The organism is Amycolatopsis granulosa, assembly GCF_011758745.1.
GTDB lineage: Bacteria > Actinomycetota > Actinomycetes > Mycobacteriales > Pseudonocardiaceae > Amycolatopsis_E > Amycolatopsis_E granulosa.
Window position 1 is genome coordinate 2332038 of the sequence record NZ_JAANOV010000001.1, and the last position, 16729, is coordinate 2348766.

General features: G+C 73.9%; 14 protein-coding genes. 3 read left to right on the forward strand and 11 right to left on the reverse strand.

What is annotated here, in order from left to right:
• Window position 1: 1 nt before the first annotated feature.
• The 3 genes from FHX45_RS11240 to FHX45_RS11250 are packed head-to-tail and all read right to left on the reverse strand — an operon-like array spanning window position 2 to window position 7600.
• Window positions 2-1072 (reverse strand): potassium channel family protein, encoded by a 1071-nt coding sequence (locus FHX45_RS11240; RefSeq protein ID WP_167099773.1) that lies wholly within the window; start codon window positions 1070-1072, stop codon window positions 2-4.
• Window positions 1069-4326 (reverse strand): ATP-dependent helicase, encoded by a 3258-nt coding sequence (locus tag FHX45_RS11245; protein ID WP_167099776.1) that lies wholly within the window; start codon window positions 4324-4326, stop codon window positions 1069-1071. Before FHX45_RS11245 ends, FHX45_RS11240 begins: the two co-directional genes overlap by 4 nt.
• Window positions 4327-4384: 58 nt before the next feature.
• Window positions 4385-7600: an ATP-dependent helicase gene (locus FHX45_RS11250; protein ID WP_208405885.1), complete on the reverse strand. Its 3216-nt coding sequence runs from the start codon at window positions 7598-7600 to the stop codon at window positions 4385-4387.
• A gap of 59 nt (window positions 7601-7659) precedes the next feature.
• Here FHX45_RS11250 and FHX45_RS11255 point away from each other — a divergent pair, with 59 nt between their 5' ends.
• Window positions 7660-7947, forward strand: a complete 288-nt coding sequence (locus tag FHX45_RS11255; protein WP_167099782.1) for an MGMT family protein — start codon at window positions 7660-7662, stop codon at window positions 7945-7947.
• On the opposite strand, the gene FHX45_RS11260 is transcribed toward FHX45_RS11255, so the two are convergent.
• Both FHX45_RS11260 and FHX45_RS11265 read right to left on the reverse strand, forming a co-directional pair.
• A complete protein-coding gene (locus FHX45_RS11260) occupies window positions 7944-8768 on the reverse strand; it encodes a uroporphyrinogen-III synthase (protein ID WP_167099785.1) in 825 nt (274 codons plus the stop codon). The genes FHX45_RS11255 and FHX45_RS11260 overlap by 4 nt on opposite strands.
• Window positions 8761-9726 carry a helix-turn-helix transcriptional regulator gene (locus FHX45_RS11265; RefSeq protein ID WP_167099788.1) on the reverse strand — a complete coding sequence of 322 codons (966 nt, stop codon included), beginning with the start codon at window positions 9724-9726 and terminating at the stop codon, window positions 8761-8763. Before FHX45_RS11265 ends, FHX45_RS11260 begins: the two co-directional genes overlap by 8 nt.
• A 61-nt stretch (window positions 9727-9787) precedes the next feature.
• On the opposite strand from FHX45_RS11265, the gene FHX45_RS11270 reads away from it, so the two are divergent.
• Entirely contained in the window at window positions 9788-10180 is a 393-nt protein-coding gene (locus tag FHX45_RS11270) for a DUF3224 domain-containing protein (protein WP_167099791.1), read from the forward strand.
• Entirely contained in the window at window positions 10180-11301 is a 1122-nt protein-coding gene (locus FHX45_RS11275) for a winged helix DNA-binding domain-containing protein (protein ID WP_167099794.1), read from the forward strand. The genes FHX45_RS11270 and FHX45_RS11275 overlap by 1 nt, the downstream gene beginning before the upstream one ends.
• 30 nt (window positions 11302-11331) lie before the next feature.
• Here FHX45_RS11275 and FHX45_RS11280 read toward each other — a convergent pair whose 3' ends face one another.
• Genes FHX45_RS11280 through nirB form a run of 6 tightly spaced genes read right to left on the reverse strand, consistent with a single transcriptional unit; the run spans window position 11332 to window position 16717 of the window.
• Window positions 11332-11718, reverse strand: a complete 387-nt coding sequence (locus tag FHX45_RS11280) for a VOC family protein (protein WP_167099797.1) — start codon at window positions 11716-11718, stop codon at window positions 11332-11334.
• Window positions 11715-11999, reverse strand: coding sequence for an ArsR/SmtB family transcription factor (locus tag FHX45_RS11285; protein ID WP_341771651.1), 285 nt, complete (start codon window positions 11997-11999; stop codon window positions 11715-11717). Before FHX45_RS11285 ends, FHX45_RS11280 begins: the two co-directional genes overlap by 4 nt.
• A 29-nt stretch (window positions 12000-12028) precedes the next feature.
• Window positions 12029-12721: a sirohydrochlorin chelatase gene (locus FHX45_RS11290; RefSeq protein ID WP_167099803.1), complete on the reverse strand. Its 693-nt coding sequence runs from the start codon at window positions 12719-12721 to the stop codon at window positions 12029-12031.
• On the reverse strand, window positions 12718-13830 hold the full coding sequence (locus FHX45_RS11295) for a uroporphyrinogen-III synthase (RefSeq protein WP_167099806.1): 1113 nt from the start codon (window positions 13828-13830) through the stop codon (window positions 12718-12720). Before FHX45_RS11295 ends, FHX45_RS11290 begins: the two co-directional genes overlap by 4 nt.
• Complete coding sequence (nirD, locus tag FHX45_RS11300) at window positions 13827-14177, reverse strand: nitrite reductase small subunit NirD (protein WP_167099809.1); 351 nt, start codon at window positions 14175-14177, stop codon at window positions 13827-13829. The genes FHX45_RS11295 and nirD overlap by 4 nt, the downstream gene beginning before the upstream one ends.
• Window positions 14174-16717: a nitrite reductase large subunit NirB gene (nirB, locus tag FHX45_RS11305; RefSeq protein WP_167099812.1), complete on the reverse strand. Its 2544-nt coding sequence runs from the start codon at window positions 16715-16717 to the stop codon at window positions 14174-14176. The genes nirD and nirB overlap by 4 nt, the downstream gene beginning before the upstream one ends.
• Window positions 16718-16729: the final 12 nt, after the last annotated feature.

Sequence of the window (16729 nt, forward strand, 5' to 3'; positions counted from 1 at the left end):
CTCACTCGACCTGTTCTGCAGGGGTCACTTTCCGCACATACAGCAGCCGGTCGCCCGGCTCGATGGCGTCCACCGCGGGCGAGTCCACCCGGTGGAGCTGCCCGCCGCGCACCACGCCGAGCACGATGTCCGGCAGGTGCCGGGGCGAGCCGCCCTCCTCGGACTTCTCCGCGGGCCGCTCGGCGATCGCCAGCCCGGACTCCGGGGTCAGCAGGTCCTCGAACATGTCGACGACCACCGGCGTGGACGTGGCCATGCCGAGCAGCCGTCCCGCGGTCTCGCTGGAGACCACCACCTGGTTGGCGCCGGACTGCTTGAGCAGGTGGACGTTCTCCGCTTCGCGCACCGACACCACGATGTGCGCGTCCGGCGCCAGCTCACGCGCGGTGAGCGTGGCCAGCACCGCGGAATCGTCGCGATCGGCGGCGACGACGACCGCGCGTGCCCGCTGCACCGCCGCCACCCGCAGCACGTCCGAGCGGGTGGCCGAGCCGTGCACCGTGACCAGGCCCATCGCGGCGGCCGCGTCCAGCGCCTGCTGGTCGGTGTCCACCACGACGATCTTGTTCGGCTCGACGGCCTCGTCGCCGAGCAGCGTCTTGACAGCGGACCGGCCCTTCGTCCCGAACCCGACGACCACCACGTGGTCCCGCACCCTGGACCTCCACTTCTGAATCCGGAACGCCTGCCGTGACCGTTCGGTCAGCACCTCGAGCGTGGTGCCGACCAGGACGATGAGGAACAGCACCCGCAGCGGCGTGATCACCAGGACGTTGATCAGCCGGGCGGTGCTGGTCACCGGCGTGATGTCGCCGTAGCCGGTGGTCGAGAGCGAGACGGTCGCGTAGTAGAAGCAGTCCAGCAGCGACAGCCCGTCGTCGTTGACGTCGCGGTACCCGTCCCGGCCCAGGTACACCAGGAACACGGCGGCCACCAGCGCGATCAGCGCCCACAGAACCCGCCTGCCGATGGATCGGATGGGGCTGACCGCCGGCTCGGGCATCCGGACGACGCCGACGGGCGACGGGTCCGGTTCGTCCGCGACACGCACCCGCGGATCGTAAACGATCATCGTTCCCCCCGCCAGGGCTCCGGCACGCCGCGGAGCAGGTCCCGCAGGCCGTCGCCGTCCAGCAGGTCCACCGGGCGCACGGTGCGGTTGTCGCGCACGTAGTGGAAGGCGGCCCGCACCTTCTCCAGCGGGGTGCCGGACAACGACGCCCACGCCAGCCGGTAGGCCGCGAGCTGCACGGCGAGCGCCGCCATGCGGCTCTCCTCCGGTACCGCGCCGGTCTTCCAGTCCACCACGGTCCACCCGCCGTCCGGATCGGCGAACACCGCGTCCATCCGCCCGCGCACGGTCACCCCGTCCACCTCGGTCGAGAACGGCACCTCGACCTCGTGCGGGGTGCGCAGGGCCCAGTCGCCGCGGTCGAAGGCGTCCCGCAGCGCGTCCAGCTCGTCGTCGCCTGCCTCGTCCGGGTCGGCGGCGCCGGGCAGCTCGTCGAGGTCGAACAGCCGGTCGCCGGCGAACCGGCGTTCCAGCCAGCCGTGGAACGCGGTGCCGCGGCGGGCGAAGGTGTTCGGCGGAACCGGCAGCGGCCGGCGCAGGCGGCGGGCCAGCGCGGCCGGGTCGGCGGCGAGCTCGACGAGCTGGCTCACCGACAGGTGGTCGGGCAGCGTGACCTGCTCCGGGGTACCGGCGCGGCTGGCGTACTCGGCGAGCAGCACGTCGGTGTCGGCGATCCAGCCGTCCGGGTCGTCGCTGTCGTCACTGTCATCACTGTCGTCGCTGTCGTCGGTCTCCTCGCCCTCGGCCAGTGCGGTGCGGACCAGGTCGGCGCCCTCGGCCACCGCGTCGCGCCGGCCGGTCAGCGGATCGGACGGCCACTGCGCCGACCGGCCCTGGCTGACCAGCGGGTTCTCCTCGTCCGCCGGCGGTTCCGCGGCCCACGTGGCGATCTTGCCGATCCCCTCGCGGGTGAGCTCGCCGACCTCCAGCAGGAAGTCCGAGGGCCCCTTGGGACGGGTGCTCGTCTCGTTCCACCAGTGCCCGGAGACGAGGAGGGTGCGCTCGGACCGGGTGAGCGCGACGTAGCAGAGCCGCCGTTCCTCGTCCGCCTCCCGCTCGGCGAAGTCCTGCTCGTGGATCTCGAACGCCTCGGTGATCTCCTTGCGGTCCATGCCGTCGGACACGCGCAGCTTCGGCAGGTCGGCCGAGTCACCGCGCAGCGCCGCGGGCAGCGACGTGACCGTGCGCAGCCAGGACGAGGACCGGCGCTTGTTGGGGAACACCTCGCGAGCCAGGTGCGGCACCGCGACGACCTCCCACTCCAGCCCCTTGGCCGAGTGGACCGTGAGCACCTGCACCCGGTCCGGCAAGACCTCGACCTCACCGGGGGTGAGGCCGTCCTCCGCGTGCGCGGCCGTGGCCAGGTAGTCCACAAAGGACATCAAGGTGGCGTTCGGTGACGTCTCGGCGAAATCGGTGACCACGTCGGCGAAGGCGTCCAGGTGGGCACGGCGGGCGCTGCCGGGGCGGGCCTGGGCCTCGACGTCGAGCAGCAGCGTGCGCTCGACGTCGGCGACCAGCTCCGGCAGCGACTGGTCGAGGCGGCGGCGCAACGCGGCCAGCTCGTGGCCCAGCTCGCGGATCCGGCGGTAGCCCTCCGGCGAGTAACGCCGCGGGTCGCCCGGGTCGTCGATGGCGTCGATCAGGCCGGTCTGCTCGGCGCGCTCGGCGAACAGATCGTCCATTCCGGACTCTTCGGTGGGTGGCGGTGCGGAGATCTCGTTGGCGCGCCGCCACAACGCGGCGAGGTCGGCGGCCGCCAGGCGCCAGCGGGCGCCGGTGAGCAGACGTGCCGCGGCGGTGCCGGCCAGCGGGTCGGCGAGCACGCGGAGGGTGGCGACGAGGTCGGCCACCTCGGGTTCGTCCAGCAGCCCGCCGAGGCCGACGACCTCCACCGGCAGGCCGCGGGCCCGCAGCTCGGCGGCGATCGGGGCCATGTCGGCGCGCCGCCGGACGAGGACCGCCGCGGTGGGCGGGGCGCCGTGTTCGGCCTGGTGGCCGAACCAGCGCTGGGCGAGCGCGCCGGCGACCCACTCGCGTTCGCTGCGGATGTCCGGCAGCAGGGCGACCTCGATGTCGGCCGCGGGCGCGTCGTCCCGGGCCCGCAACCGTTCCACGCCGAGGCCACGGGCACGCAGCGGTTCGGCGATGCCGTTGGCGAGCACCAGGACCTCGGCGGGGTTGCGGAAGCTGGTGAGCAGGCCGTACTCGTGGGCGGGCCGGAGACCGGCACGCGGGAAGTCGGTGGTGAAGCGGGGCAGGTTGGCCGCGCTGGCACCACGCCAGCCGTAGATGGCCTGCGCGGGGTCGCCGACCGCGGTGACCGGCATCGGCTCGTTCCCGGTGCCGCCGAACAGCGAGCGCAGCAGGATGCGCTGGGCGTGGCCGGTATCCTGGTACTCGTCGAGCAGGACGGCGCCGTAGCGGGCGCGTTCGCCCTCGGCGACCTGCGGGTGACCGTCGGCCAGCGTCGCGGCGAGCGACATCTGGTCGGCGAAGTCGAGCGCGCCCTCCGCGCGTTTGCGGCGCTGGTACTCCTCGATGAGCGGGATGAGGGAGAGGCGGAAGGTCTGCGCCGCGATGATGTCGGTCAGACTCTTCGGCATCGCCGCGCGCTGGCCCTTGGCGCGCGGGGCGCGTTCGATGAGGTCGCACAACCAGCGCGTGTAGCCCGCGAGCTGCTCCTCGGTGACCAGGTGCTCGCCGAGTTCGCCAGCGAGGGCCAGCAGCTGGGCCGTGACCGAGGCCGGTACGCGGTCGGTGTCCAGGTCTTCGTCCCAGGTGGACACCACCCGGTGGGCGAGCTGCCAGGAACTGGTCTCGGACAGCAGGCGGACGCCGGGCTGCACGGGGAGGCGGAGGCCGTGTTCGGCCAGCAGGCGGCCGGCGTAGGCGTGGTAGGTGAGCACGGTCGGCTCCCCAGCGAGCACCGCGGCCCGGCGCGCGCCACCGGGGTCGAGGCGGTCGAGCAGACCGGACCCGGCGAGGCGGCGCAGGCGGGCGCGGACCCGGTCGGCGAGCTGGCGGGCGGCCTTGCGGGTGAACGTGAGGCCCAGGACGCGGTCCGGGGTGACGAACCCGTTGGCCACGAGCCACACCACCCGCGCGGCCATGGTTTCGGTCTTGCCGGCGCCCGCCCCGGCCACGACGAGCGCGGGCTCGATCGGCGCCGCGATGACCGCCGCCTGTTCCGGGGTCGGCGGGTGCAGGCCCAGCGCGTGCGCGACTTCGGCCGGGCTGGCGAGCTGCGTCATCGGGTTTCTCCCCCGGCCCGTGCCGCGGGTGGCACGCTCCCGGCGGCGGCGGTGCCCGTCACGGCCCCGTCACCTGCCTGCCCTCCGGCCGCAACGGGCAGGTACCCTTCGCCGGGCACCGGTCGCAGTCCGGGTTTTCCGTGGCGTCGTACTCCGGCCCGGTGGCGGACGCCGCGACCTTCCGCACGAGCTCGAGCCACTCGCGGCCGCTCTCCTCGTCCAGCGCGGGCTGTTCCCGCACCGCCGCGCCCGTTCTGTTGTGGGACTTCGCCAGGTAGACGAGCTTCGCGCCACCGGGGCGCCGCGCGTCGCCGAAGGCCCCCAGCAGCACCGACAACTGGTAGGCCGCCAGCTGCGGGTTGAGCTCCGCGTCCGCGGCGCTGACCACGGTCTTCCCGGTCTTCAGGTCGACGATCACCGGGCGGCCGTCGCGGTCGTGCTCGAGCCGGTCGACGCGGCCACGCAGCTTGACCAGCAGTCCGTCCGACCCCACCGGCAGCTCGACCTCGATGTCCTGCTCGATGCCCATCTGCCGCAACTCGTGCCGGGACGTCGCCAGCCACGCCAGGAAGTTCCGCACCATCTGCTCGACCCGGTTCCGTTCCCGCCGCGAGAACCACGGCGCGCCCGCGTCGACCCTCGCCCACGCCTCGTCCAGCGCCCGGCGCAGCCCCTCCTCATCCATGCCGCCCGCCGCGGCCTGCGCCAGCTCGTGCACGAGCGTGCCGGTGATCGCCGCGAGCTGGGCCGGGTCGCTGCCACCGTGCCGCTCGATCAGCCAGCGCAGCGGGCACTTCTTCAGAGTGTCCACAGTGGACGGAGAAATGCGCACCACGTCGCCGGTGGCGTAGAGCGGCGCGTCCGTCGACGGCTCGACCGTGCCGTACCACGAATCCGGGTGCGCGCCCGGTACCCCGGCCCGCGCCAGCCGCGCCAGCTGCCGCGCCGCCCTGGCCCGGCGCTCCGGCTCCACCGCCGGATCGCACACCGCCCGCCGCAGGTCACCGACCAGTTCGGCCAGCACCAGCGACCGCCCCGGCGGCTTGACCCGGGAGTCCAGCCCGGACTCGTCGGCGGAATTGGCCTCCAGGTCGTCGACGAACCGGGACGGCTGCTCGTCCTCCCCGATCACCGCGCTGACCAGCAACGTCCGCTTCGCCCGGGCGGCGGCGAGGTAGAACAGCCGCCGCTCCTCGGCCAGGATCGGCGCGGTGGCCGAGACGGTCTCCTCCTCCAGGCCGGACAGCAGGTCCACCAGCCGCTCGACCCCGAGCAGCGACCCGCGCAGCCGCAGGTCCGGCCAGCTGCCCTCCTGCACGTTCGCGACGGCCACCACCGTCCACTCGCGACCGGCGGCCCCGTGCGCGCTCAGCAGCGACACACCCGCACCACGCATCGCCACCGGCGCCAGGCTGTCACCAGCGATGTTCTGCGCGGACAGGTAGTCCGCGAAGGCCGCCACGCTCGCCTTCGGCAGCCGGTCGACGTAGGTGCCCGCGGCGTGGAACAGGGCCACCACCGCGTCCAGATCACGGTCGGCCTGCGCACCGAGCGTGCCCCCGCGCGCGGACAGCCGGACCCACCGCTTCTGCAGCCCGCTGTCCCGCCACACGTCCCACAGCACCTGCTCGACACCGGCGCCCCGCTCGATGGCCGCGCGGGCCGTGGCGATCAGCCCGCCCACCCGGCGGATCGGTGCCGCCTCGGCCTCCGCGAGACCGCCGAGCTTGTCGTTGTCCCGCAACACTTCCACGAGCAGCTCGTCACTGGGCCGCTCGCCACCGCCGGCCAGTTCCAGCCGCCGCAGACCGCGGCGCATCCGCCGCAGCGCCAGCGGGTCCGCGCCGCCGAGCGGGGACGCCAGCAGCATCTCGGCGGTGTCGGCGTCGAGGAGGTCCGGATCACCGGCCACCCGCAGCACCGCGAGCAGCGGCCGGACAGCAGGCTGGCGGGCCAGCGGCAGCTCCTCCGCGGCGGACGCGACCGGCACGCCGGCGGCGCGCATCGCGCGCTGCAACACGGGCAGCGACCGGCCCGGCGAGCGCACCAGCACGGCCATGTCCGACCACGGCACCCCGTCGATCAGGTGCGCGCGGCGCAGCTGATCGGCGACCCAGCTCGCCTCCGCGGACGGCGTCGGCAGCAGCCGTACCTTGACCTCTCCCGGCTCGGACCCGGGATCGACGGTGATCGCGCGGTGCCGGCCGGCGCCCGGCAGGGTGGCGCCGAGCTTCCGCACCGCCTCGTGCACGGCCAGGCTCATCCGGTGCGTGCGGGTCAGTGTCACGGTGCGCCCGCCGTCGGCGTCGGCGCGGGTCAGCAGGTTGGGATCGGCGCCGCGGAAGGAAAAAATCGCCTGATCCGGGTCGCCGGCCACGACGAAGTCCTCGGCCGCCGTGCCGAGCAGCCGCAGCAGCCGGAACTGCAGGTGATCCAGGTGCTGGGCGTCGTCGACGAACACGTGCCGGATCCGCGCCTGCTCCCGCGCCAGCAGATCCGGATCGCCTTCCAGCTCGACGAGCGCGCTCGCGACCAGCTCGGCGGCGTCCAGGGCCGGTGAACCGGGCGCGCCCAGCGCGTTGCCGCCCGCGCCCTGCAACACGGTGACCTCTTCGTACTGGCGCCAGAAGAGGCCGGCGGCGACCCACTCCGGACGGTCCTTGCGGCGGCCGAGCTTGACCAGGTCCTCCGGGCCCAGGCCGCGCTCGGCGGCACGCAGCAGCAGGTCCCGCAGCTCCTCGGCGAAACCCGGTACGGCCAGCGCGGGACGCAGCTGCTCGGGCCAGTTATCCGCGCCGTGCGCGAGGTCGCCGGCCAGCAGATCGCGGACCACCACGTCCTGCTCCGGGCTGGACAACAGCCGCGGCGCCGGCACGTCCTGCAACCCGGCCTGCAGGCGCAGCAGCGAGAACGCGTACGAGTGGACCGTCCGCACGATCGGCTCGCGGATCGTGCGCGGCACCCCACCGCTCTCGCGGGCCGTGACGCGCCGCGTGATCTCGGCGCGCAGGGCGTTGGCGGCGCGGCGGGACGCGGTGAGCACCAGCAGGCTCTCCGGATCGGCGCCACCCTGGATGCGGGCCGCGGCCGCGCTGGTGATCAGGGTGGTCTTGCCGGTGCCCGGGCCGCCGAGGACCCGGACAAACCCGCGCGGCGCCGCCAGCACCGCCCGCGCCTCGCCGTCCCAGAGCTCGGGGCGCGGCTCGGTGACGGGCGGCCGAACCAGCCGCGCGCCCACCCGGGACCGGGTGCCCTCTCCGCTCACGTCTGGCATGGAATCACGACGGACCGACAGAACCACGCACCGGCACACCCTGGCGGTAGTTTGGTCACGTGGACGAGGAGCTGCACGAGCGGGTGCGCGAGGTGATCGCCACCGTGCCGCCGGGGAAGGTCGCCACCTACGGCGACATCGCGGCCGTCGCCGGAGCCCCGTCGCCGCGGATGATCGGCCGCGTCCTGTCCGAGGACGGCGCCGACCTGCCGTGGCACCGGATCCTGCGCGCCAACGGCACGCCCGCGCCACACCTGGTGCACCGGCAGCTGGAGCTGCTGCGGGCCGAGGGCGTGCTGGCGGACGGGCAGAAGGTGGACCTGCGCACCTACCGCTGGCGCCCCTAGCCCGCCCCGCCGGCCGACGAGCCCAGTTCCGCCACCAGCAGCTTGACCAGCGCACCGAGCCGCTGCCGTTCGGGTTGCCGCGTCGGGATGCCCGCCTCGGTGAACGGTGCCGCGGTCACCGGGCCGACGCACGCGCACACCACGTCCCCGCGCAGCGCGCGCACCAGCTCGTCGTAGCTGCCGCGCTCGCGGGCCAGCCGCAGCAGGTTCGCGCCGGCCGGGGCGCTGGTGAACGCCACTGCCCGCACCTCGCCGCCGAGCACGCCGTCCAGCAGTTCGTGCGCCGGGCGCAGGTCGGCGGGCCACTCCCACCGGTACGGCTGCACCTCGGTCACCCGCGCCCCGGCGCCGCGCAGCGGCTCGGTGTGTTCCGGCAGCGGCGAGCCGTGCAGCTGGACCGCCAGCCGCGCACCGGTCACCCCGGCGGCCAGGATGTGCCGGAACAGCTCGCGGTTGCTCTCGCCCGGCGCGGCCCACTCCTCGGTCAGGCCCATCCCGCGCACCGCACCCGCGCCTTTCGGTCCGCGGACGAAGATCCGGGCCCGGCCCAGCGACGCGAGCAGCTCCTCGCGCAGCCCCCAGCCCTCGGCCGCCTCGATCCAGCCGCGGAACCCGGCGCCGGTGGTCACCGCGAGGAGGTCCAGTGGCTCGGCGAGGACCTCCTGGGTGGCCGCGCGCAGCCGGTCATCGCCGGACAGCGGCACGATGTGGATCAACGGCGCGTGCCGCACGGCCGCTCCGTGCCGTTCCAGCGCCGCGATGAACTCCCCGGCCCGCCGCTCCGCGGTCACCCCGATCGTGACGCCACTGAGCTCACCCATAGATCGCACCCATCCTGCCGACGGCCGCCGCCACCTGGTCGCGCAGGTCCGCCGGCTCGAGCACCTGCAGCTCGGGTCCGAACCGCAGCAGCTCGCCGAGCGCGGGCGCGCCCGGTTCGACCGGCAACTCCACGCGCAACCACCCGTCCTCGTCCGGGGTTCCGCGGCACTCGCGCAGGGCGCGGGCGCCGACCGCCCCGAGGTAGAACGGTACGAGGTCCCGGCCCAGCGGGGACAGCCGCACCACGGCGACGCGCGGGTACATCCGCCGCTCGAACTGCTCGGACCACTCCCGCCAGTACCCGGTGAGGTCGAAGTCCGCCGGGCGCTCGAACACCGCTCCGGGTTCCACCGAGAGGATGCGGGACACCCGGTAGGTACGGGTCACCCCCGCGCAGCGGGCGGCGAGGTACCAGTTCCCGGCCTTCAGGATCAGCCCGAGCGGCTCCAGCACGCGGTTCGTCTCGCTGTGGTCCCACCGCTGGTAGCGCACGGACACCCGCCGCGAATCCCACACCGCCTGCGCCACCCCGGCCAGCAGCGGCAGGCTTTCGATGCCGCGGAACCAGCCGGGCACGTCGAGCACGAACCGCTCGGCGACCTTCCCCGCGCGGCTGCGCAGTTCCTCCGGCAGCGCGGCGTACAGCTTGAGCTGCGCCGCGGTCAGCACCGTGCCCAGGCCCAGCTCCGCGGCCGCGTCCGGCAGCCCGGCCAGCGGGAGCGACTGGGCCTCCTCCCCGGTCAGGCCGGTCAGGCGGGTGCGGTAGCCGTCGAGCAGCCGGTAGCCGCCGGCCCGGCCGCGCTCGGCGTAGACCGGCACACCGGCGGCCGACAGCGACTCGATGTCCCGGTACACGGTCCGCACCGACACCTCGAGCTCCGCGGCCAGCTCCTCGGCGGTCATCCGGCCGCGGCTCTGCAACAGCAGCAGCACCGACAGCAACCTGCTCGCACGCATGGGTCCAGTATTCCGCGGAAACCTGACAGGAGATGTCAGGTCGAGGTCGCACACTGGGGACATGACGAACACTTTCACCATGCGCAGCTGGGACGAGAAGGTCGTGAGCGGCCCGGAGGACGGCCCGCGGTACGCCCACGCGCACGCCACCTTCGCCTATTCGGGTGTCATCGAGGGCGAGTCGGCGTGCGACTACCTGCTGTACTACCCGGGCGAGGGCTACACCGGCAGCACGCAGACCGCGCCGGGGTTCGAACGGATCGAGGGCACCGTGGACGGCCGGAAGGGCAGCTTCGTGATCCGGCACGAGGTGGCCTACGGCGCCGAGGGCATCCGGGGCACGTTCACCGTGGTCGAGGGCTCGGGCACCGGCGAGCTGGCCGGGATCACCGGCGGCGGCACGATCGGCGGGGCGAGCGAAACCGTGTCCTACACCTTCGACCACCGGTTGTGATGCTCGAGGTCGATCGCGAGCAGGTGCTCGCCCACCGGATCGCGGCGCAGGGACTGCACCGCGAGGTGGCGGACGCGGCCGCGCTGGCCGTGTTCGACCTCGGCCTGCAGAGCACGCAGCGCGACACCGCGGCGATCTCCCTCGCGGCGCGCCTGCCCGGCCCGGTCACCGAGGAGTCCTTCGCGGAGGATCCGCGGTTCGTGCTGGCCTGGACCCACCGCGGGGCGCCGCACTTCCACCGCGCGACCGAGATCGGGCAGGTCACCGCCGCGCTGGTCCCCCTCGGCGAGGACGACGCGATGGCGCGGATGGGCTGGCAGCGCAAGCAGGTCGAGGCGGCCGGGACGAGCGCCACCGACGCCCTGTTCACCGCGGCGAAGGCGATCCGCAAGGTCGTCACGCGCACGATGACCAAGGGCGCGGTGAGCGAGGCGGTCACCAGGATCATCCCGGACGGGTTGTCCTACTGGTGCCGCGGCTGCCAGGCCACCCACATCCTGGAGCAGCTCATGCGGCTCGCCGCGATCCACGGCGGCGTACGGCTGGAGGCCGGCGCCCAGCCCGCGACGCTGGCGCCGCTGACCGGCCGTCCGCGGATGCGCACCACCCCGGATCCGGCGGCCGCGACCGCGGTCGTGCGCGACTACCTGCGGTTGCACGGCCCGGCCACGCCGTCCGAGGCCGCCGACTTCGTCGGCACGAAGGTGACGGTGGCACGGCGGATGTGGCCGGACGACCTGGTCGAGGTGCGCGTGGCGGGCCGCACCGCGTACCTCCCGGAGTCCGATGTGGACGCGCTGGCCGATCCGCCGGAGCCGGACCTGGTGCGGTTGCTGCCACCGTGGGACCCGTTCCTCCAGTCGCGGGACCGGGCCCTGCTGGTGCCGGACCGGGCGCGGCAGAAGGAGGTCTGGCGGATCCTCGGCAACCCGGGTGCGCTGCTCGTCGGTGGCGAGGTGGCCGGCGTGTGGCGGAGCAAGGGCAGCGGCCGGAAGCGGCTGGACTTCACGATCACCGCGTTCGATCCGCTGCCGCCCGCGGCCCGCGCGGCGGCGGAAGCCGAAGCCGAACGCGTCGCGGCGACCCGTGGCTTCGCCGATCTGCGGGTCACCTGGTCCTAGCCTGGGTTCTCAGCCACCGTCGAAACCCGCCTAGCTCGGGTCGGCGATCTGGATGAGGTTGCCGCAGGTGTCGTCGAAGACGGCGGTGGTCACCGGGCCCATCTGGGTGGGCTCCTGGGTGAACCGGACACCCAGCGCGCGCAGCCGCTCGTACTCGGCGCGCACGTCGGGCACGGCGAACATGGTGAACGGGATGCCGTCGGCGACGAGCGCGTCCCGGAACGGCTTCACCGCCGGGTGGCCGCTCGGTTCGAGCAGCAGTTCGGTGCCGTCCGGATCGTCGGGGGACACCACGGTGAGCCAGCGGGCCCCGCCCGCGGGCAGGTCGTGCTTCGGCACGAAACCCAGCACCTCGGTGTAGAACCGCAGGGCCTTCTCCTGGTCGTCGACGAACACGCTCATCACGGTGATCCTCATGTCTGTCCCCTCGCCCGGAGCCACCGCTCGACGATCGGTTCGAGCGGCGCCGTGTTGATGTAGTGGAACTTGTACCGGCCCTCGCGCCTGATCTCCACCAGTCCGGCGGCCTCCAGCACGTCGAGGTGCTGCGAGACCGCCTGCCGCGACGACGTGAGCCCGTGGTTGGTCGCCAGCCGGCTGCAGATCTCGAAGAGCGTCTGTCCATCCCGGACGGTCAGTTCGTCGAGGATCGTCCGCCGCGTGGGATCGGCCAGGGCCTTGAAGACGTCACCCACCACGTCACGGTAGGCAAGTCGCCACTTGCCTGTCAACCCGGCGCTTCTCCGGCGGCGAGCGTGAGCTGACGCTGCGCCTGCCGGTAGCGGGCCAGCACCAGCTCCACCACGTCCGGGTGCACGCCCAGCGGATTCGCCACCACGTCGGCGCCGGCCTCGGCCACCCTGCGCTGGAACAGGCCCGGCGCCAGCAGCCACGACGCGATCGCCACCCGACGCCCGCGTGCCCGCGCGACGGCGTCGGTGATCGCCGGCCGCGCGGTGGCCGCGTAACCGACCCGCACGGAGGTGCCCAGCAGCGCGCCCAGCCGGTCCGCCGCGACCCTGACTTCCGCGAGCGCACGCACGTCGCTGGACCCGGCCGCGGCCAGCACGACCGCGTCACCGGCGCGGTAGCCCGCCCGCTCCAGCCGCTCCCGCAGCACGCCGATCAGTTCCGGTGCCGGGCCGAACGGTTCGGCCGCGACGGCGTTGCGGTGCCGGCTCGCCGCGATCTGCGCCGGGATGTCCGTGCGCACGTGGTAGCCGGACGCGAGGAACACCGGGACGACGACCGCCTGGTAGCCGCGCACGGTGCCGAGGACGGTGGCGAGGCCGGGTTGCCGGACGTCGGCGTAGGCCACGCGCACCGGCACCGGCGTCGCGGCCCGCACCCGGTCCGCCAGTTGCTCGATCACCCGCGCTCCCCGCGGGTCGCGGGTGCCGTGGGCCGCCAGCACGATCATCGTTCCACCGCCAGCCGGTAACCGCGTTTCACCACGGTCTGCACGAGCCTCGCTTCCCCGAGCGACGTGCGCAGCCGCCCGACCGCGGTCTCCACCGCGTGTTCCGCACCGCCGCCGGGGAGCGCCGAGGCCAGCTCCCGGCGCGACACCACCCGGCCGGGTTCGCGGGCCAGCGCCCGCAGCACCGCCATCGGCGCGGGCGCCACCTCGCACAGCTGACCGTCCACAATGGCCGCCTGCCCGCGCAGCTCGATGCACCGGCCGGCGGCGCGCAGTTTCGGCGACCGCCCGGCCAGCGCCTGGGCCACCACCCTCACCAGCGCCCCGAGCCGCGCCCGCTCCGGCTGGACCGCCGGGATCCCGGCCGCGGCCAGCGGGGCGGCCGTGACCGGGCCGACGCACGCCACCAGCACCCGGTGCGTCAGCGCGTCCACCAGCCCGGCCAGCCGCCCGGTGCGCCTGGCCATCGCCAGCGTGCTCGCCGCCGCCGGTGCGCTGGTGAACGGCAGCGCATCGACCGAACCGTCCAGCACCGCGTCGATCAACCGGTCCAGCGGCCCCGGATCAGCCGGCCCGACCCAGCGGTAGACCGGCACCTGGATGACCTCGGCACCGGCCTGCCGCAGGGACTCGGCGAAGTACGGCAGCGGCTCGCCGTGCAGCTGAACCGCGATCCGCCGGCCCGCCACGCCGGACTCCAGCAGGTGCTGGAGCAGCTCGGCGCTGCTCTCCGACGCCGGCGCGTAGCTCTCCGACAGGCCGGCCGCCCGGATCGCGCCCCGGGCCTTCGGGCCGCGGGCCAGCAATGCCGCCGTGCCGAGCCGGCGGACGAGCTCCTCGGCCAGCCCCCATCCTTCGGCCGCCTCGACCCAGCCGCGGAAGCCGATCCCGGTGGTCGCCACGACCACGTCCACCGGTTCCGCCAGCAGCCGTTCGGTCGCGGCGCGCAGCTCGGTGTCGTCGGCGAGCGGCACGATCCGGATGGCCGGTCCGTACCGCACCGTCGCGCCCTTGCGCACCAGCAGCGCGCCGAGCTCGTCCGCGCGGCGGGCGGCGGTGATGCCGACCGCGAACCCGGTGAGCGGAAGGGTTCCGGAAGCCTCGATCATGCTTGGAGGTACACCACGCCCTCGGTCACCCGCACCGGGTAGGTGCGCACGGCCACCGTCTCGTCGTCCAGGCAGTGCCCGGTGGCCAGCTCGAACCGGTGCTTCAGCATGGGCGACGCGACGTGCGGCACGCCCCGGACGTCACCGATGATCCCCCGCGACAGCACGGCGGCCCGGGTGAACGGGTCTACATTGGACAGGGCGTGCACCTCGCCGGTCGCCGTGCGGAAGATCGCCACCTGCCTGCCGTCGGGCAGCAGGGCGGCCACGCCGCGGCCGGGAACGAGCCGGTCGACCGGGCAGATCTTCAGGGCGCTCGTCGTGTGCTTCTGCGCCAGCGCGGTCATCGCGGCACCACCTCCGGGACACCCAGCAGGACGGGCACTTTCTGCTCGCGTTCCGCGCGGAACGAGATCGTCGGGTCGGGCACGCCCGGCGCGTTGACGAACGAGGCGAACCGGGCGAGCATCTCCGGGTCCTCCAGCACCCCGCGCCACTCGTCGGCGTAGTTCGCCACGTGCTTGGCCATCGCGGCCTCCAGCTCGGCGCAGATCCCGAGCGCATCGTCGACGACCACCGCCCGCAGGTGGTCCAGCCCCCCGTCCATCTCCTCGATCCACGGTGCCGTGCGCTGCAGCCGGTCGGCGGTGCGGACGTAGAACATCAGGAACCGGTCGAGGTACCTGATCAGCGTGCCCCGGTCCAGGTCGGACGCCAGCAGCCCGGCGTGCCGCGGCAGCGCGCCGCCGTTGCCGCCGACGTAGAGGTTCCACCCCTTCTCGGTGGCGATCACGCCGAAGTCCTTGCCGCGGGCCTCGGCGCACTCCCGGGCGCAGCCCGAGACGCCGGCCTTGAGCTTGTGCGGTGAGCGCAGGCCCCGGTAACGCAGCTCCAGTTCGACCGCCAGGCCGACGCTGTCCTGCACGCCATAGCGGCACCAGGTGGACCCGACACACGATTTCACGGTGCGCAGCGACTTGCCGTAGGCGTGCCCGGACTCCATCCCGGCGTCCACCAGCCGCTTCCAGATGAGCGGCAGCTGGTCCACCGTCGCGCCGAACAGGTCGATGCGCTGCCCGCCGGTGATCTTGGTGTAGAGCCCGAAGTCCTCGGCGACCTCGGCGATCACCTTCAGCTTCGCCGGCGTGATCTCCCCGCCGGGTATCCGCGGCACGACCGAATAGGTGCCGTTGCGCTGCAGGTTCGCCAGGAAGTGGTCGTTGGTGTCCTGCAGCGCGGCCTGCTCGCCGGCCAGCACGTGGCCGCCGGTGCGGTCGGTCGTGTCGAGCGTGGCGAGGATCGAGGCGACGGCCGGTTTGCAGATCTCGCAGCCGGTGCCGGTGCCGTGCCGGGCGATCAGCTCGCCGAACGTGGTGAGCCGGGTGGCACGGATGATCTGGAACAGCTCCTGCCGGGAGTGGGTGAAGTGCTCGCACAGCGCCGTCGACTGCTCGACCCCGCAGGCCTCCAGCACCTTCGCCAGCATCGGCACGCACGACCCGCAGGTGGTGCCGGCCTTGGTGCAGCCCTTGATCTTCGCGACGCTGTCGCAATCCCCGTGCACGATCGCCTCGGTGATCGCGCCCTTGCTGACCGCGTTGCACGAGCAGACCTGCGCGTCCCCCGGCAGCGCCTCCACACCCACCGCGCCCGAGGTGCCCTCGGGGGCGAGCATCGCCGCCGGGTCCGCCGGCAGCGGGCTGCCGACCAGCGGGCGGAGCAGGGCGTAGGCGCTCGCGTCACCGACCAGGACACCGCCCAGCAGGAGCCGCCGGCCGTGCTCGTCCGATTCGGACACCACGAGCTTCTTGTAGTACCCGCCCACGGCGTCGGACAGCACGACCTCGGCCGAGCCCTCGGCCGTGGCGTGCGCATCACCGAAGCTGGCGACGTCCACACCCATCAGCTTGAGCTTGGTGGACAGGTCCGCGCCGGGGAACTGACCGGACCGGCCGAGCAGCCGCGCGGCGACGATCTCGGCCATCGTGTAGCCGGGGGCGACGAGCCCGTAGCACCGGCCCTCGACCGCGGCGCACTCGCCGACCGCCCAGATGTCCGGATCGCTGGTGCGGCACGAGGAGTCGGTGACGATCCCGCCGCGCTCGCCGACCTCCAGGCCGGACGAGCGGGCCAGCTCGTCGCGGGGCCGGACACCGGCGGAGAACACGACCAGGTCGAGGTCCAGCTCGGTGCCGTTGGTGAGGGTGGTGACGAGCCGGTCGCCGTCCGGCTCGATCCGCTCCGCCGATGTTCCGGTGTGGACGGTCAGGTCGAGGTCGGTGACCAGCTTGCGCAGCAGCCGTCCGCCGCCGTCGTCGACCTGGATCGGCATCAGCCGCGGCGCCATCTCGACCACGTGCGGGGACAGGCCCATGTCCCGCAGCGCCTTGGCCGCCTCCAGCCCGAGCAAGCCACCGCCGACGACCATCGCGGCCGCGCGGCCGCGCCGGGTCGCCTTCGCCCGCTCCACCGCGGCGCGGATCGCGTCCAGGTCCTCGATCGTGCGGTAGACGAAGCAGCCCGGCAGGTCGTGCCCGGCCACCGGCGGCACGAACGGACGCGACCCGGTGGCCAGCACCAGCGCGTCGTAGGGCTGCACGTGCCCGGCCGCCGTGGTGACCTGCTTCGCGGCGCGGTCCACCGCGGTCACCGGGTCACCGAGCCGCAGCTCGACCAGGTCGTCGCCCGCGTAGTCCGAGCCGGGCAGGGTGATCGCCTGAGCGTCCCACCCGTCCACGTACGAGGTCAGGGCGACCCGGTCGTAGGCCGGGCGCGGCTCCTCGGCGAGCACGACCACCCGCCAGGTGCCCGCGCTGTCCTCGTCCCGCAGTGCCGCCACCAGGCGGTGGCTCACCATGCCGTTGCCGACGACGACGAGTGTGCGCATCACCGAAACCTC

Bases quoted from the DNA above. Each gene is read 5' to 3' on its own strand.
- FHX45_RS11240 (WP_167099773.1), bottom strand. From the start codon at position 1,072: ATGATCGTTTACGATCCGCGGGTGCGTGTCGCGGACGAACCGGACCCG.
- FHX45_RS11245 (WP_167099776.1), bottom strand. From the start codon at position 4,326: ATGACGCAGCTCGCCAGCCCGGCCGAAGTCGCGCACGCGCTGGGCCTG.
- FHX45_RS11250 (WP_208405885.1), bottom strand. From the start codon at position 7,600: ATGCCAGACGTGAGCGGAGAGGGCACCCGGTCCCGGGTGGGCGCGCGG.
- FHX45_RS11260 (WP_167099785.1), bottom strand. From the start codon at position 8,768: ATGGGTGAGCTCAGTGGCGTCACGATCGGGGTGACCGCGGAGCGGCGG.
- FHX45_RS11265 (WP_167099788.1), bottom strand. From the start codon at position 9,726: ATGCGTGCGAGCAGGTTGCTGTCGGTGCTGCTGCTGTTGCAGAGCCGC.
- FHX45_RS11270 (WP_167099791.1), top strand. From the start codon at position 9,788: ATGACGAACACTTTCACCATGCGCAGCTGGGACGAGAAGGTCGTGAGC.
- FHX45_RS11275 (WP_167099794.1), top strand. From the start codon at position 10,180: ATGCTCGAGGTCGATCGCGAGCAGGTGCTCGCCCACCGGATCGCGGCG.
- FHX45_RS11280 (WP_167099797.1), bottom strand. From the start codon at position 11,718: ATGAGGATCACCGTGATGAGCGTGTTCGTCGACGACCAGGAGAAGGCC.
- FHX45_RS11290 (WP_167099803.1), bottom strand. From the start codon at position 12,721: ATGATCGTGCTGGCGGCCCACGGCACCCGCGACCCGCGGGGAGCGCGG.
- FHX45_RS11295 (WP_167099806.1), bottom strand. From the start codon at position 13,830: ATGATCGAGGCTTCCGGAACCCTTCCGCTCACCGGGTTCGCGGTCGGC.
- nirD (WP_167099809.1), bottom strand. From the start codon at position 14,177: ATGACCGCGCTGGCGCAGAAGCACACGACGAGCGCCCTGAAGATCTGC.
- nirB (WP_167099812.1), bottom strand. From the start codon at position 16,717: ATGCGCACACTCGTCGTCGTCGGCAACGGCATGGTGAGCCACCGCCTG.